This window comes from Paenibacillus sp. 01L418, assembly GCF_056400045.1.
In genome coordinates, this window is sequence record NZ_JBFTSN010000007.1 from 1 (window position 1) to 15,740 (window position 15,740).

General features: G+C 42.1%; 12 protein-coding genes. 2 read left to right on the forward strand and 10 right to left on the reverse strand.

Translation table 11 applies throughout. The features are described 5' to 3' along the window. Positions 1-214 precede the first annotated feature (214 nt). Positions 215-577, reverse strand: coding sequence for a DUF423 domain-containing protein (locus AC1DSE_RS01875; RefSeq protein WP_339206118.1), 363 nt, complete (start codon positions 575-577; stop codon positions 215-217). A gap of 193 nt (positions 578-770) precedes the next feature. On the opposite strand from AC1DSE_RS01875, the gene AC1DSE_RS01880 reads away from it, so the two are divergent. Further along, complete coding sequence (locus AC1DSE_RS01880; protein WP_477512462.1) at positions 771-2,051, forward strand: MFS transporter; 1,281 nt, start codon at positions 771-773, stop codon at positions 2,049-2,051. A 120-nt stretch (positions 2,052-2,171) separates the two neighbouring features. On the opposite strand, the gene AC1DSE_RS01885 is transcribed toward AC1DSE_RS01880, so the two are convergent. The 6 genes from AC1DSE_RS01885 to AC1DSE_RS01910 form a co-directional block, all read right to left on the reverse strand. Continuing rightward, on the reverse strand, positions 2,172-3,758 hold the full coding sequence (locus AC1DSE_RS01885; RefSeq protein ID WP_477512463.1) for an ABC transporter substrate-binding protein: 1,587 nt from the start codon (positions 3,756-3,758) through the stop codon (positions 2,172-2,174). A 47-nt stretch (positions 3,759-3,805) separates the two neighbouring features. Beyond that, positions 3,806-4,738 carry a carbohydrate ABC transporter permease gene (locus AC1DSE_RS01890; RefSeq protein ID WP_076270694.1) on the reverse strand — a complete coding sequence of 311 codons (933 nt, stop codon included), beginning with the start codon at positions 4,736-4,738 and terminating at the stop codon, positions 3,806-3,808. A 14-nt stretch (positions 4,739-4,752) separates the two neighbouring features. Then, positions 4,753-5,673, reverse strand: a complete 921-nt coding sequence (locus tag AC1DSE_RS01895; RefSeq protein ID WP_339206112.1) for an ABC transporter permease — start codon at positions 5,671-5,673, stop codon at positions 4,753-4,755. A gap of 165 nt (positions 5,674-5,838) precedes the next feature. Next, the gene (locus AC1DSE_RS01900) at positions 5,839-7,413 is read right to left on the reverse strand and encodes a response regulator (RefSeq protein ID WP_477527350.1); all 1,575 of its coding nucleotides are present in this window, start codon (positions 7,411-7,413) and stop codon (positions 5,839-5,841) included. Between the two features lie 28 nt (positions 7,414-7,441). Continuing rightward, a complete protein-coding gene (locus tag AC1DSE_RS01905) occupies positions 7,442-9,181 on the reverse strand; it encodes a sensor histidine kinase (protein WP_441881177.1) in 1,740 nt (579 codons plus the stop codon). Between the two features lie 261 nt (positions 9,182-9,442). Beyond that, positions 9,443-10,657 (reverse strand): MFS transporter, encoded by a 1,215-nt coding sequence (locus AC1DSE_RS01910; protein ID WP_441881178.1) that lies wholly within the window; start codon positions 10,655-10,657, stop codon positions 9,443-9,445. 257 nt (positions 10,658-10,914) lie between these two features. On the opposite strand from AC1DSE_RS01910, the gene AC1DSE_RS01915 reads away from it, so the two are divergent. After that, positions 10,915-11,544 carry a YfbR-like 5'-deoxynucleotidase gene (locus tag AC1DSE_RS01915; protein ID WP_477512465.1) on the forward strand — a complete coding sequence of 210 codons (630 nt, stop codon included), beginning with the start codon at positions 10,915-10,917 and terminating at the stop codon, positions 11,542-11,544. A gap of 227 nt (positions 11,545-11,771) precedes the next feature. On the opposite strand, the gene AC1DSE_RS01920 is transcribed toward AC1DSE_RS01915, so the two are convergent. The 3 genes from AC1DSE_RS01920 to AC1DSE_RS01930 all read right to left on the reverse strand — a co-directional run bounded on the left by AC1DSE_RS01920 (position 11,772) and on the right by AC1DSE_RS01930 (position 15,670). Continuing rightward, positions 11,772-12,752 carry an NAD(P)H-binding protein gene (locus AC1DSE_RS01920; protein ID WP_477512466.1) on the reverse strand — a complete coding sequence of 327 codons (981 nt, stop codon included), beginning with the start codon at positions 12,750-12,752 and terminating at the stop codon, positions 11,772-11,774. 237 nt (positions 12,753-12,989) lie between these two features. Further along, entirely contained in the window at positions 12,990-13,508 is a 519-nt protein-coding gene (locus AC1DSE_RS01925) for a TetR/AcrR family transcriptional regulator (protein WP_477512467.1), read from the reverse strand. A 242-nt stretch (positions 13,509-13,750) separates the two neighbouring features. After that, positions 13,751-15,670 carry an AraC family transcriptional regulator gene (locus tag AC1DSE_RS01930; RefSeq protein ID WP_477527351.1) on the reverse strand — a complete coding sequence of 640 codons (1,920 nt, stop codon included), beginning with the start codon at positions 15,668-15,670 and terminating at the stop codon, positions 13,751-13,753. Positions 15,671-15,740 lie beyond the last annotated feature (70 nt).

Sequence of the window (15,740 nt, forward strand, 5' to 3'; positions counted from 1 at the left end):
CCACTTTCGTTGTATCTTCATAATGCTTAAACTTTTGCCCTTTAACCGCCACAAAAATACACCCCCTAGAATTTCATCGGAATAACCTAGGGGTTTTTCCAATGTCTATTCTAAGGGGTGCACTTCACTATAGGGCTGGTGTCATTTTTTTGATCCTAACTCTTTTGATATTCTCTCTTTACTCATTCCAAATCCAATTTCGTTAGAGATGCTCCTAAAGAACACCCACAACGACAAGCACCCAGCCAATCATAAATGAAAGTCCGCCTAGCGGTGTAATTGGACCAAGAAACCGGGCTTTGGCAACACTCAGCACATATAAGCTTCCCGAGAACAAAATAATGCCCGCTACCAAAAACCAGCCTCCGGTAACGATAAGCTGAACATCTGGATACTGTCCTACCAGCAGTCCAATTAATATCAAGCCTAATGCATGCGCAATATGGTACTGCACGCCTACCTCATATACCTTTAGCTTATCCGCTGTTATTTTGCTTTTCAGCGCGTGTGCGCCGAATGCACCAATAGCAACCGCCAGCACCATCAAAATACTGCCGAGCATTACAAATGTTTGCATAGAAAACTCCCACCTCATCTTTAAAGTCGTACATTTAGCATATCATGATTGATCGAGGGAGGGAATTGCTCTCCTAGGTTTCAACCTATTAGACAACAGCACTCTATTTATTTTTCCTTACATAATAATTTCCGATTGATTTACTGTTGCCAGAGGAGTAATGTAGTTTGGTATAGCATCAGGAGGCATCTACGTGAAATTCTTTCAATCTACCGCCACAGAGTGGCAGGGCTGGTCCCGCAATATTCGTTTATTTTTTCTAGCAAACATGTTATATCAAATCGGTACGGGCATGTTCTCGGTACTCTACAATTTGTACATCCACGAGCTCGGTTACCCCGATGCCATGAGCGGAAAAATCGTCAGTATGCAATCACTCGCAACCGCGTTATGTTTCATTCCCATTGGCTTATTCGGCGATCGCGCCAGCCGTAAGCGTTTGCTCGTCATTGGCGCTCTTTGCAGCGGTGTGGTACTCGCTGGACGCTCATTATTTGAAACAGAAAGCAGCTTACTTACAATGGCCGTTCTGACCGGCTTATTTGCTGCGATCTTTCAGGTGCTTGCCATTCCCTTTCTTGCCACAAACGTAGCAAAAGCAGATCGACTGCGCATTTTCAGTATTTTTTCAGCATTTGTACTCGCCTCGCAGGTCGGCGGCAGCCTGGGCGGAGGCGTCATTGCAGATATTATGCAGGCGGCAGGACTAAGTAAGCTGCTCTCTTTTAAAATCGTTTTACTTGCAGGCAGTATAGCGACAATGGCAGCATTTCTACCTTTGCAAGCCATTAGGGAATCTGCGCGCAGCCAGAAGGAAAGTGTTGAAGCAACAAGCGAGCAGCCTGCTTCAAACCAAACAGCACATCCTAATAAAGAAATGTCATTTATTATTAAGTTCGCCTCCATACAGCTTTTGATTGGTATCGGATCGGGTCTTGTTGTTCCTTATTTGAATTTGTATTTCACCAATCGGTTCTCGATATCGCTTAGTGCGATGAGCTTATTGCTTTCATTAGGTCAAGTCATGACCATTATCTCTATGCTCATTGGCCCGTCGCTCGCCAATCGAGTTGGACAAGTGAAAGCGATCGTTATTTTTCAAACTTTATCGCTGCCATTCCTGCTATTAACGGGTTTTACAAACCTGTTACTCGTCGCTTCTATAAGCTTTCTATTCAGACAAGCGCTTATGAATGCGGCCAATCCGCTGCAATCGGCTATTTTGATCGACCGGGTTTCTGCAAAAAAGCAAAGCCTAGCCAACTCCTGTATGCAGACAGCTTTTATGCTTGGATGGGCTACGATGGGACCCATTCATTCTCATCTCATTGCTACCTATGGCTACTACTGGGGATACGCCATCACGTTCAGCATAACTGGAGCACTCTATGTCACGGCATCTATGCTATTTTTTATGTTATTTCGCGAGAAAAAAACGGCTGCCGCAGCAAAAACGCCTTCGGCGTCTATTTGACGCTAAAGCAGCTTTGACCGTTAAATATAAGTGGCTTATAAGATGAAAACTTATACAATCTTATATTTCAAACAGAAAATCAGCCCTCAGATACAATCTGGGGGCTGATTTTTTTTTCAATTATTTCCGCGCTGCAAGGAATGCATCAACTTGGCTTTGTACCTCTGCAATAATCTTATCGATTCCAGCAGCCTTGATTTTTTTCTGCAAATCTTCCAAGCCTTTATCTACATCTTTAATCGCACCGTATTCGAGTGGAATCGCATAACGGAGCATGACGTTGCTCACATTAGCCACTTCTGTTTTCACTTTGCTGTTGTCGAATACAAAGGTTTCAAGCGGGTAGTGATATACCGTTGCTTCCCATGCTTTGCTCATGGCAGATGCCTCTTCTGGGAATGCCGCATCCGTACGATTGAGAGGCGAGTTAAAGCTCCAGTTGGAGAAGCCCGTATAATTGGCAGTCTTGTCTGTCGACTTAAGTTTATCGTCGCCATCAGCTACATAATTCACGCCATCAATACCGTACATCACGAGATTATGAAGTTCTTTATCATTTTGCATCAAGTTAATGAACATGAGCGCACGTTCTGGATTTTTCGAAGTCGCATGAACCGATGTTCCATTTTGCGTAGCAACGGCTTGAGACTTTTTCTTAGCAGGCGTAATATCAGCAAGTGCAGCTTTATATGGAGAGTTTTCTCTTTCCATCGCCGCCTTCAAGGAACCGAGCGTACCCATATTATGAGTAATCGAAGCCGTTTTGCCTTCTTTAAAATCCTGCTGGTGATCGTTTTTGTTGTTCAATACGTTTTTTGACCAAGCATTATGATCTGCAAGATCCTTATAGTAGTAGAGCAACTGCTTGAACTCTTCTGTTTCATACACATTGAAGATTTTGCCCGTCTCATCTGTCAGCTTAAATCCGATCGGAAGATCGAAATCAAGCATATTCCACTCACTTTGCTGCTTAAGCAAAATACGATCTAAATTGTGCAGCTTCCAATCACCTGTTTCTGGAGTAAAGGGTACGATACCCTTCTCATTTTCAGAAACCGCCTTTAAGTAATTCGCGTAAGCTTCAGGACTGTCGATCGCAGGAAGATTATATTTTACACGCAAATCTTCACGGTACAAGATGAGCTTCTCAACGGACTCTCCGCTGTTCTGTGGTACCATGTATAGCTTGCCGTCAACCTTTGCTTGATCCCAGCTGGATTTCGGCATGATTTCCCAAGTTTCCGGCATGTATTTAGACAGCATATCTTCCGTTAGCTCTAAAAATCCGCCCTTCAACGCCTGATCATTATATCCAGCCCAGTTCGCGGAATAAATTAAGTCAAATTCTTCATTGGCTGCTAGTTTCAATGGATACTTTTGAGCCCAATCGGACCAATCTAGAAATTCGCCATCAATTGTCGCATTAATTTTTTCCTTCAGCTTCTTATTAATTTCAGCAAACACCGTATCATAATCTACCGGCTTCGGACCTACAAAAATCATTTTAAGCTTAACTTCCTTGGAAGTATCGATCCCCTCTTCTGCAGCGGCAGGCTGCTCAGTAGCTGGCTGTTCCGTAGCGGTCTCGGTTCCTTCGTTCGCTGGTTTCGGAGATGCGGCTTCTTTGTTGCTGTTGCCTGAGCATGCACTTAAAATGAAAACGAATGTTAGTACAAATGCCAGCCAAAGCGATTTTTTCTTAAACATGCTGGAGACCCCCAATTCATATATTGATAAACCAGGATTGCCTGGAACTATCCTTTTACAGCGCCAATCGTTAATCCTCTAACAAAATATTTTTGAACGAATGGATAAGCGATTAGAATGGGTCCGCTTGCTACGATCGTCATCGCCATCTTTAAACCCTCYGTCGGAAGGCTTGTCGTAACAACCGCGCCTGATCCCATCATCGCCTTGCGCATGCCGTCCATATTGCCTAACATTTTGTACAAATAATACTGAAGCGGCATTAATTTCTCATTCGAAATAAATAACAGCGCATTATACCAATCATTCCAGTATCCGAGTGCCAAGAACAAACCTATTGTAGCCAAAGCTGGCTTGGACAGTGGAAGAATAAGTCGCATAAAGATTAGAAAATCGCCTGCACCATCTATTTTTGCTGACTCCGTAATCGCTTCCGGTATACCGCTCATGAATGACTTCATCACGATAATATAGAAAACATTGAACAACAGCGGGACAATTAAAGCTAGCGCGGTATCCTTCATATGGAGATAGTTGACGATGAGCAAATACCAAGGAACAAGTCCGCCGCTGAACAATGTGGTGAAGAAGAAATAAAACGAAAAGTGATTACGCCATTTAAAATCCTTTCTACTTAGACAATAAGCAGTCATCGACGTTAGAAACAAACCAGCTATCGTGCCAATCGCGGTAACAGCTATTGTTACGATGTAAGCATTAATCATTTGATCCGGGTATTTGAAAAGTATTTTGTAAGCTTCCAATGAAAATTCGCTTGGGAAAAGCTGAAACCCGTCCACAACAATTTTGCTCTCATCCGTTAGGGATGACGATAAGATCAAAATAAATGGAACGATACATAACAAGGCCAGCATCACAAGCGCGGTATAGCCAATCGCATAAAATAACCGTTGATCCACTTTTTTTATTTTAGCAGCCTTGACTGCTTTCTTATTTAAACTCAAGCCGGATGCATTCATGTCTTGACCCCCATTCAGAATAAAGCGCGATCCTTATCATATTTACGAACAGCATAGTTGACTAGCATGATTGTCGTGAAGCCAAGTATAGACTGATACACGCCTGCCGCCGCTGACATTCCGATCTCGTTGGTTGTGATAAGTGACCTAAATACGAAGGTATCGATGACATCTGTGGAGGAGAACAACACCCCGTTATTGCCAACCATGTTGTAGAACATGCCGAAATCACCGCGGAAGATGTTGCCGACTGCCAATAAGACTAAAATAATAATGGTCGGATACAGGTTCGGAATCGTGACTCGCATCATTCTTTGGAAAATATTAGCCCCATCAATTTCAGCAGCTTCATACATTTCCGTGTCAATGCTCGTAATAGCGGCCAAGTACATTACCGTTCCATAACCAAGCATCTTCCAAGCGGAGACAAATACAAGTATAAACGGCCAATATTCAGGTGTATTATAAATGTCGACCGGCTCCATCCCAAAGCTCTTCAGCAGGACGTTCACCGTACCAATGTCACTATTCAATAAATTGTAGGCAATCGCTCCAACTACGACCCAAGAGATAAAGTATGGGAGAAAAATAACCGTTTGCGTAATTTTACGGAACCATTTGCCGCCAACCTCAAACAAAAATATGGCCGCGAACATTTGCAGTAAGTTGTTTACGACTATAAAAGCTATGTTGTACAACGCCGTGTTTCTTGTCACCCGCCAAGCATCGCCCGATTCGAAGAAAAAGCGAATGTTGTCGAGGCCATTCCACGGACTTCCAAACACACCGCCCGCATAATCATAATGCTTAAAAGCAAGAATGATGCCGACCATCGGAATGTAGGCAAACAGGAGATAAAATAGAACGGCAGGCGCCAGCATGAAAAGGATTACTTTATACTTGTTCAGATCATTCCAAAATCGATGTCGAATCATCAACACTGCCCCTCTCTTCTCTATGTACACATATTATAAAAAGCAGCGGTAAATAAATTAATTATGTGAAACAACTAAAACCAATACTAAATCAACGATTTGAATATCTTTTGCAAAAAAAATAGCCCAACGCCTGTTTTTGACTTGAGCCTTGCACTACATTTTTTAGATTTTATGCTTTTTTCGATATTCTCCAGGTGACAGCCCCATCGCTTGTTTGAATTGTCTATTGAAATAAATAATATTTTTATAGCCGACCTGCTCGGCAATTTCATAAACCTTCTTTGCCGGGTCCTTTAATAGCTCGCACACCCGCTCCATCCGCAATTGATTGAGATAATCGCTGAATAGTATGTTCGTCTCTGTTTTAAATAGCTGTCCCAAATAATTTGGTGTGAAGTCAAAGTGGGCAGCAACCTCATTGAGCGTTATTTTATGATCCAATCGCTGCTCGATATAGGCTGTAATTTGATCAATCAGCTTGCGCTTCTGCCGCTGCTTCTTTAAATACAGCAGTTCAGACAGTTCAAAGAACCGTCTCCTCAGCCAAGAGAGGATATCATGCACCGTTTCAAATTCAAATAAAATAATCGGATGATGAGATTCCCATTTCAGCATTTCGTACATATGTTCATTCATTTGCTGCAAATCAGCATGAAGCTTGGAGGTAATACGAATAATGAGATCATAAATATCGTTTTTCTGGGTCAACGGTTTTTCACCGTTTAAGAGCTGAAGCAAACAGTCGTCAATAGTCGTCAGGTCATACTCCAGCATCGCTCGAAGCATAACATCAACAACCTCTTCAAAATTTGATGCGGCTGATTGTTTGGGGCTCCACTGGAAAGCGCCTTGAATGATTCGATTTTTACCCATGATCCATTTGATGCTTAATCCTGCTTTCGCCTGCCGATAGGAGTCATGAAGCTTAGCGATATCATTCGTGTACATGCCCATCCCAATCGTAATGGAGCAAGAGAACGTCTCATTAAATTGCCGARCGAGTTGTTCCAGCAACGCCGTCATATACTCCTCTTGAACAGCAGCCAGCAGAACATAATGGTAATCATAGCTTGTCATCATACTGCCCAAGTTGTTGTCCAATGCAAAATTGCGAATAAAGAGGGTGATCTGATTCATAAACAATCGCCGCTCTTCCTCACTTTTCTCCTTAAGCTTCCATGCGAGATCATCAATCTCAATAATCGAGACAGAAGCTCCCTGCTGTAACAGAGGCGATAAAATCGTATGAATATGTGCTTCAACCTGACCTGGCGTYGCTTCATTAAACCACCGAARCAGCAGCTCCTGATTTACTAGCGATAAGGTTTCAGACAAGGCCATATTCTGCTGCCGTTCGTTCTCAATCTTAGAGCAAATGAGAACGAGCATATCATTGAGCTCACTATCATCTACAGGCTTAAGCAAATAACCGCTGGCATTCAGTTGAATGGCCTCTTTGGCATAACTGAAATCCTGATGTCCGCTTATAAAAATAATATGAACCTGAGGATTAATTTCCTTTGCCTTGCGAGCAAACTCCATTCCAGACATGATCGGCATTCGAATGTCGGACAAAATAAGATCGATGCGCTTCTGTTCCATTATCTTCAAAGCTGCAAATCCACTGATTGCCGTTCCTACATCTTGGAGGGATAGCTGTTCATTGCCCGCTACCCGGCGCCTTAACCACTCCAAATCTATTGCTTCATCGTCTACCAATAGGATGCTGATATCCATGTCGGTACTCTCCTCCTCTGGCGCATCATTATGACAGCGGTTCCAAATCTTCAATGATTTCTTCATCGATCGGAAGAATAATTTGCACCGTCGTTCCTGCTCCATATATGCTGCCGATATGAATGCCAAAGTCCTTACCGTATCTTAGCTTGATACGTTCCTCCACATTTTTCAGACCGTATCGGTCTGAATGGATCGTGCTTGCCAGCATTCTTTTCAGCGTTTCCGGTCTCATCCCGATCCCGTTATCAATAATTTTCAGCTCAATATGGCTCCCGAGACGTTTCCCAGTAATACGAATAGCGATCGTTTCCCCAAACCAAGCATGTTTGAAAATATTTTCGACAAACGGCTGAAGAATCAGCTTAATAACCGGGATATGTGCAATTTCAGGCTCAATATCGAAATACACCTTAAAGGTATCTGCATACTTCACTCTTTGAATGTCTAGATAGGATTCCACCTGTTCAAGCTCTTTCTCAAGCGTGATATAAACATTGCCTCCGTTTAGCGTAAGCCGATAAAACTTGGACAGCGCCTGCACCATCTTTGTTACTTTATCTACTTCCCCTAAGTTAGCCAGACTGCCGATCGTTGAGAGTGTATTGTATAAAAAATGAGGGCTAATTTGCGCTTGGAGCACATCAAGCTCTGCCTGTTTTTTCTGAATGCCCTGCACATATACATTTTTGATGAGGTCCTGAATGCTGGTTGCCATCTGATTAAAAGAATCTGCAATATGAACAAATTCATCATTTCCTGTAAAACCAATCCGCTTATAAAAATTCCCTTCTTGGAACGATTGCACGAGCGTTACAATACGCTTCATCTTTTTCCCTGACAGACGGGCAACAATCACTCCGATAAACGCCATAACCAAGAAACTGATGAAGCAAACGGTACTTATCGCTTTTTTCATTCTGGTCGCATCTTTATTTAGATAGGAATGAGGAACCAACGTCTCGATCACAAAATTTGTTCCTGGAATCTCTTCCCTCACACTCAAATATGATTTCATGCTAGCCTTCTCATCTATGCTTCCTCGTTCATATAGATTAAGTCCAGAAGCCATATCAATTAATCGCAGGCTAATGCCCTCTTCGATTGGGAATGTATCAAAGTTGCCTAACAATTCATCGAAGCGAGCCGTAACGCGCAAATAGCCGATCGTAGACGAAATGCCGCTGGATGTGACTAATCTACGGAAATGAGAGATGTTGTTTAGTTTTTGGTCCGAATCGACCTGAATCCATAGATGGTCTTGGAATGTAGAGGAAATGGATTTAAACCAATCCGTATTCTCTATACTGTGATGAGATAGAACATAATAGTCACGCCTGCCAATCGGGGTGGCCATATCATCGCCCGAAACTTCAAGCATATTTTCGTTTACCGTATAGAGCGCCAGTCTAATATTGTTTCCATACAGCAGGAGAGGCGCCTTCATTTGCGGAATAATATCATCCCTCATTTTAAGCATCATATCGAGCTGGTCTCCTTCAAATTGAAGAGCGTTCTGGAAAGTAATGCTGCTGAAAAGTGTACTGGACATTCGCTGGATCTCATCCAGCTGATATTCAATATTGCTCCTCGTCTGCTTCATAGCCGTCCGAATATTCGTTTCTGCCATCTCTGTTCTCGACTCAATGAGCATCGTATAGGAGATGTATCCGATTACAGCGTCAGTCAGCAGCACAAGAATAAGATACGGAATCATCATCTTGTACGTAAACGGAATATACATTTTATTCGGAATGAATCTCTTCATTTTCTCCCGCCTTTAGCCCGTTCTACCCATAAATTAAAATGATAGCTTCATATTATTGTAATAAAAATCCATATAATTAATAAAGATATTACAGTATGGCTTCATTAAATACAATCGGTTGTAGAATGATAATAATAGAAAAATGCTGGCTAATATCGCATAATGCAAAAAAAACCACAACCAGATACGGTTGTGGCTTCTAAGTATATTCTCTTATTTATTCATTCTTTTCTTCCTTTAAGCCTCAGCTAATGCTGGGACTTATTTCACTGCTATTCCTACATGCAATCTTTTCAAAAAGTTGTTTAATTTTTCCGTACACAAGAGCATAGCAATCGCAAATATAATAATAAACCATGGAAAAATACTAATCGTTGTATTCGTTGCAAGCAATCCTAGAAAAGGGGGCACTAGCGTACTGCCCGTATAGGCAGCAGCCATCTGAAAACCCATAATAGACTGTGCGTTCTTTTTCCCGAATCGCGCAGGTGTTTCATGCAGCATACACGGAAATATCGGAGCTAATCCAAGCCCTACAATCATAAATCCGACAAGCGAGACGATAGATGGCAACGGCAGCACTAGCACTACTGTTCCGATTAATGCGATCAGCTGGCCGTACCTAATCAGCATGCGACTGCTCATTTTAAATGTTATAAATCCAGTAATCATTCGACCAACTGTAATTCCGACAAAGAACCATGATACCCATTGCGCAGCTGTCGCTGCAGGCAAATCTTTAATATTTACAAGAAAGCTGCTTCCCCATAATCCCATGCTGGCTTCAATGCCGCAGTAAAATAAAAAGGTTAGCATCGCTAATTTGACCCCTTTTATTTGCCATGGCTTCTTATTTTCAGCGGCCTGCTCCAACTTCTGATCATGCAGCTCGTTTTGAGCATCAGCATTTATGACATGGCTGTTTTTTGCAACTTTATCCCATAAAGGAAGAGAAACAAATAAAATGACGACTAAAATAAACTGAATAACTGCAACCGTGAGATAACCATCTCTCCAAAGATTTTGACCTGAGATAGACGAAGCCATAATGATTGGACCTAACGTAGCTCCTACTCCCCAAAAACAGTGCAGCCAGCTCATATGATGAGCTTTGTAATGGGTAGCCACATAGTTGTTTAATCCTGCATCTACACTGCCCGCGCCAATACCTAAAGGAATCGCAAAAATAATTAACCATATAATTGAAGGAGACCATGCAAAACCAAGTAGAGCTCCTGCTGTCAGGATGCAGCTCACAAGCGTTACCTTCCCCGTGCCAAAACGGTGCAGTACGGTACCACTTATCAAGCTCGAAACGATCGTGCTAGCTGCAATAACCATGGAAATGCTTCCAGCCGTTCCTAATGACGCATTCAAATCCATTCTCATCACAGGCCATGCCGATCCGAGCAAGGAATCCGGCAATCCTAAACTAATAAAAGCCAAATAAATAATAATTAAAAAGAACGTTGCCATCGTTATCTGATCTCCTTGGTGTTCGTCATCCATTTGTTTAAGAAGGTTCATGCCGACTTATTAAAGATCTTTAATAAGTCATTATGATAATAGCAGGATTACGTCATACTGACAAGAGAATAAATCAATGCTTGCCCTATTAGTTATTACATATATTACCTAATTCATTTTATCGTCCATTAACAAATGAGCTTTATACTAACTCTAATGCCTCGCATTGTACATCATCTTTGGGAAAAAGAAAGGAATTGCATGCTATGGGAATTCATACGTACTTTCAATCACTTAACGATCTCGAACGTATCATTCGTTGTCCAGGTAAATTTAAGTTTGAAGAGCACAGCGTATCCGCTCATTCTTGGAAGGTTGTTCAATACGCCAAAACATTAGCAGATATTGAAGAAACGAACGGCGTCACAATAGACTGGAAGAAGCTTTACGAAATTACGAGCAGCCATGATTATGGTGAAATATTTATTGGAGACATTAAAACACCAGTGAAGCATTACTCCTTAGAACTGCGTGGCATGCTGCAAAAGGTTGAGGAAGGCATGATCGCTCTTTTTATCGAGGAAAATATTCCTGAAGAATTTAAGCCTATTTTCCGCAGACAACTGCGCGAGGGCAAGGATGAATCCGTCGAAGGTCTAATTCTTGAAGTAGCTGATAAGCTTGATCAAGTTTACGAGGCGCTTACGGAATTGCAAAGAGGCAACACCGAAAAGGAATTTGTCGTTATGTACCGTGAAGCGCTCGTCAAAATCAAAAAAATAAAGCTGCATTGTGTAGATTATTTTTTAGAGAACATTTTACCAGACATCGTGAAAGAAAGCTCCAATTGTCCTGTCGATATTCAAAAGATTACAAAGGAAGCCTTAGAGCTGTAGCTTTCACTTCAACTCCTGTTAAATCCCGTAATAAACCTCGGCAATACATCACCTTTTATATGCCTGTAGTCAATGCTTGCAAAATGGCAACACGCCTCATTTACCACTAATCTTCCCTCCTTTTTTTAAATCAAACCCACTATCCCTTCTGTTTTTTAACAAAATACCGCGAACTGTGGTTGTTTAAAACCACAATTCGCCGTATTTCAATCCGTACTTTTTTAGCCTCAACGCGATATTGCCTCTTTTACTTCATTCCGTTTCATAAGTGTATTAATTGTAGCCTTAATCCCTATCTCGTATGGAGTGGCAGGGATCGGTCCGACAAGCCGCATATATTTTTCACCGCTTAATAAGAATGGTTCCTCAGTTAAATACAGCATCTCAACGACCTCTTTCATAACTGGGGAAAATAAACCGAGCAGCGATAAGCCCATTTTGCCAAGCGGTATGACTGGTTTTGACGTACCTGCTGCCCTCTGGGCTATCTTTACAAAATCGCGGCCAGAGATGACGCCTGACGCTGGAATATGCCAGTTCTGCTCATAAGCATCCTCCCTAATGGCCAGCTCCACGATCATAATTGCCGCATCCGGCAAATAAACAAATTCACGAGCAACCTTCATCGTTCCAATAAATACGGAAGGTTTGCCAGCTGCAATTCCCTCTAAAGTGGATCCCAAATAGGATGCTTGGTTAGCAGATGGGCCATAATAGTCAGGTAAACGAACAATCATTTTATGCGCCTTATTCCACCGTGGGCTAAACACCATTTGCTCGTACTGCAGTCGAATCTTTCCTTTTTTAGTGTGCGGATTTTTAGGATGATCCTCAGTTGCCTGATTAGTCGTTTTTCTCCCATAAGGATAAATGCCATCCACAACGACGATTTTTGCACCAAGCTGATTAGCAGCCTCCATAACTGCCTCTCCCATAGGGATCAGCTTCGTATGCATGTCATTGTACGGCACATTCGCGCAGCTAAAAATAACCTCATGACCTTCGCAAGCTGATATCAGCTCTTTGGTATTAAGAACATCTCCAACTTTAAGCGATAGATGCTTAGGATTACCCAATTCCATCGCAAGCTGTTTCAGCTTTTGATGAGACCGCCCGAATGCCGTAGTCTCGATTCCTCTCTTTAGAAGCTCCTCAACAATGGGAGCACCTGTACCTCCGGTAGCACCTAATACAATAGCTTTTTTCATTATTATTCACTCCTCAAATTTGTGATTGATCAATCACTAACACGTTGGCGTACGAGCAATGCATTGACTTCAAAAACAAACAACAAATCAATTACCTTGGCAAACTTCTAACACGGTCTGTATCTAAATAGCCACGGTAGCCCCTAATATGCCAAGTATTTTAAATGTATTTTATTGATGTAAAACATTTATTGATTGATCAATTACATCAATAGGTTAAAGAGCCAAAAATCAGCTCTAATACATTAACTCCGGCAAGGCTAGCGCCATCGAGACATTACACAGCATGCCTCTAGCCAAAAATATAACCGTTTTATCTTTCGGATTCTCAAGCCCAGCTTGCTGGAATGCATGTAACACTAACTGCTGCACTTCACGATATCCATTTCGCATAACCTCGACAATCGCTTCGTCTTTTATCGTCTGAGCCTGCATTAACAGCAGCGTTTCATTCTGATACGATTTCATGACTTCTATATAAGCTTCAACAAGCTCCTTCTCAAGCTGCTCTGGTCCCGCTGTCTCAATCACGCTGCGAAATGCATCTACGATGCGTGTCCATGAAACCTCCAAAGCTTCTTTCAACAGAATTTCCTTCGTTGCAAAAAAACGAAAAACATACGGCTGTGATATTTGAGCACGTTCAGCAACCTTTGCGGTTGTCGCGCGATAATATCCAATTTCAGCGAAAACTTCAATCGCAGCAGCAATAATATCTGTACGGCGATTAACGGACGCTGCTGTATTTTTTTCCATCGTATCTTCCACCTTTAAGTACTCACTTGTTAGTAATTGATCAATCACTAACTGAGTTGATCATAACTTATCGCTTGAAGGAATGCAATAGCTTTTTAGCCCTGCTACAATTTAAACACATGAGTTCAATCAATTGAAATCAATAAAACGAAGACAACAGCTGCATATCCACTGTTATCTTCGTTTTTGAATAACCCATTATTGCTGTACCCTATTCCACAGGCAACTCACATTAACTACAGTCACTTACCAACTAACCATTCTGCTATTTCTTCAGTCTGGAGTAGGATCGCTATGGGGTCCCAGTACCATGACCGGTCGCTTCCCCATATGTACACCCTATCGTTCTTGACCGCATCAAGCGTATTCCAAATCGGATCAGCCTTGAGATCTGCAAGGGTATGCGAATCGGAAGTCAGTATTATATAGTCCCCCACATATTTCGGCAATACCTCATTGGATATCGATGCCCAGCCCGGATCKTTCATTTCATCAACAACGGCAGCTGGCGGCTTGAAGCCAAATCCTCCGTAAACGGCTTGCCCACCCTTGCCAAAGTTTGCGCCTACCACAGAAATATTTTTATCCATTATTTCTAGAATGGAGAAGGTACTGTCAGCCGGAACGACCTGCAATACTTTTTGCTTGGCTTCGGCTATTCTTCGATCATAATCATTGAGCCACTTCTCTGCTTCCTGTTCCTTACCGAGCAGCTTGCCGAAATAGGTAATTTCCTCATGAACGGTTTTCAATGATGCATAAGGTATGATAACCGTAGGTGCGATTTTTGGCAGTTGTTCATTCATTTCAGCGTAGGTATCATCCATAATTATAAGATCAGGTTCCATCTCCAAAATTTTCTCGATATTGCCATTCCCGTCTCCTATATCTTCAACGCCCTTTAAAGCATCACCGAAATAAGGGTTTTTAATATGATGGTTAGAAGTACCGATAGGGACAACACCAAGCGCAATGAGGCTTCCTAAATATTCACCTGCTACGATTCGTTTCGGATGCGTGGGAACTTCTATATCTCCAGCAATCGTAGAGATGGTTTTGGTCTGGGATTCCTCGGCAGGGGGCGACGCTGTCGCTGTTGATGGATTAGTCGTCTCCACTGCACTTTCTACCCCACAGGCACTCAATAATAAAATAAAACTTAATAGCAATCCCGCCACCATGGACGGTTTGAATGGTTTAATCATGGGTATTTCTCCCTCTTCACTTCGTTGATAATGATTATCATTTAAATCAGTATAGCCGAGTAGATTGGGGGAGACAATGGACGATCTCATGCTTATGGAAGGATAATCTTCTATCTTGTGCTTGGATGAGTACTTCAATTTATATTGTGTCGGTGACATGCCTTTATTTTTTTTGAACATTCTGCCTAAATAATAAGGGTCCTGATAACCAATACCGATAGCGATTTCTCTTAGCGTGGCATCGGTACTGAGCAGCAGCTCTGCTGCCTTATCGATGCGTACCTTGATCAAATAATCGATCGGACTGAGGCCTGTCCGGCTTTTGAAATAAGTAGACAAATGGGGAACACTGTAATTCAAAGTTTCAGATAAGGATTCCAAAGTAATGGACTCTGCATAACGTTCATGAATAATCGAAATGATTTGAGCTGCCAAATCGCGTTTTTCCGGTCGCACACCCTGTACCTGCATTTGATTTAATAAATCATATACAAATTGATGGAGCAAAGCCTTCACACGCAATCTCCCCAGTGGTTCTGCCCTTCCCCATTCCTTATGCATGTCTGTCATGCTGCGATATAATGCTACCGGAAAAGCAGGCACAAAGCCGTATTGGGCATGAAAAGGTTGGGCGCGCTCTACCAGATCGATCATTTCCTGCCGAACAGGCGATGGAATACGTGCTTTATAATAAATAACATAATATTCAAACCCCTCCGCACCAGCACGAATATCCAAAACTGATCCTTTGCCAGTATGAAATATTTTGAATCGTTTGGCATGGTGATCGACACCATCCAGACAAACTTGCGCACTTCCTTGAATAGACATCACAAATATGCTGGCAGGTACGGAGTAGGCAGTTAACGATTCTTCGGCTTTCATATTGATGTGACGGACATCAAAAATGGTGCAAAAAGCATGATTCCATGACACCAAATGATCATGCAATTCCATTTTCAGAAACCTGCTTTCTCTATACGCGCTTAATGGGGTACGATATGATTATATATTATAAATGATATGT

What these genes read in the sequence shown, in the direction of transcription:
- AC1DSE_RS01875 (WP_339206118.1), bottom strand. Translation starts at nt 577, where the DNA reads ATGCAAACATTTGTAATGCTCGGCAGTATTTTGATGGTGCTGGCGGTT.
- AC1DSE_RS01885 (WP_477512463.1), bottom strand. Translation starts at nt 3,758, where the DNA reads ATGTTTAAGAAAAAATCGCTTTGGCTGGCATTTGTACTAACATTCGTT.
- AC1DSE_RS01895 (WP_339206112.1), bottom strand. Translation starts at nt 5,673, where the DNA reads ATGATTCGACATCGATTTTGGAATGATCTGAACAAGTATAAAGTAATC.
- AC1DSE_RS01905 (WP_441881177.1), bottom strand. Translation starts at nt 9,181, where the DNA reads ATGAAGAGATTCATTCCGAATAAAATGTATATTCCGTTTACGTACAAG.
- AC1DSE_RS01910 (WP_441881178.1), bottom strand. Translation starts at nt 10,657, where the DNA reads ATGGCAACGTTCTTTTTAATTATTATTTATTTGGCTTTTATTAGTTTA.
- AC1DSE_RS01915 (WP_477512465.1), top strand. Translation starts at nt 10,915, where the DNA reads ATGGGAATTCATACGTACTTTCAATCACTTAACGATCTCGAACGTATC.
- AC1DSE_RS01920 (WP_477512466.1), bottom strand. Translation starts at nt 12,752, where the DNA reads ATGAAAAAAGCTATTGTATTAGGTGCTACCGGAGGTACAGGTGCTCCC.
- AC1DSE_RS01925 (WP_477512467.1), bottom strand. Translation starts at nt 13,508, where the DNA reads ATGGAAAAAAATACAGCAGCGTCCGTTAATCGCCGTACAGATATTATT.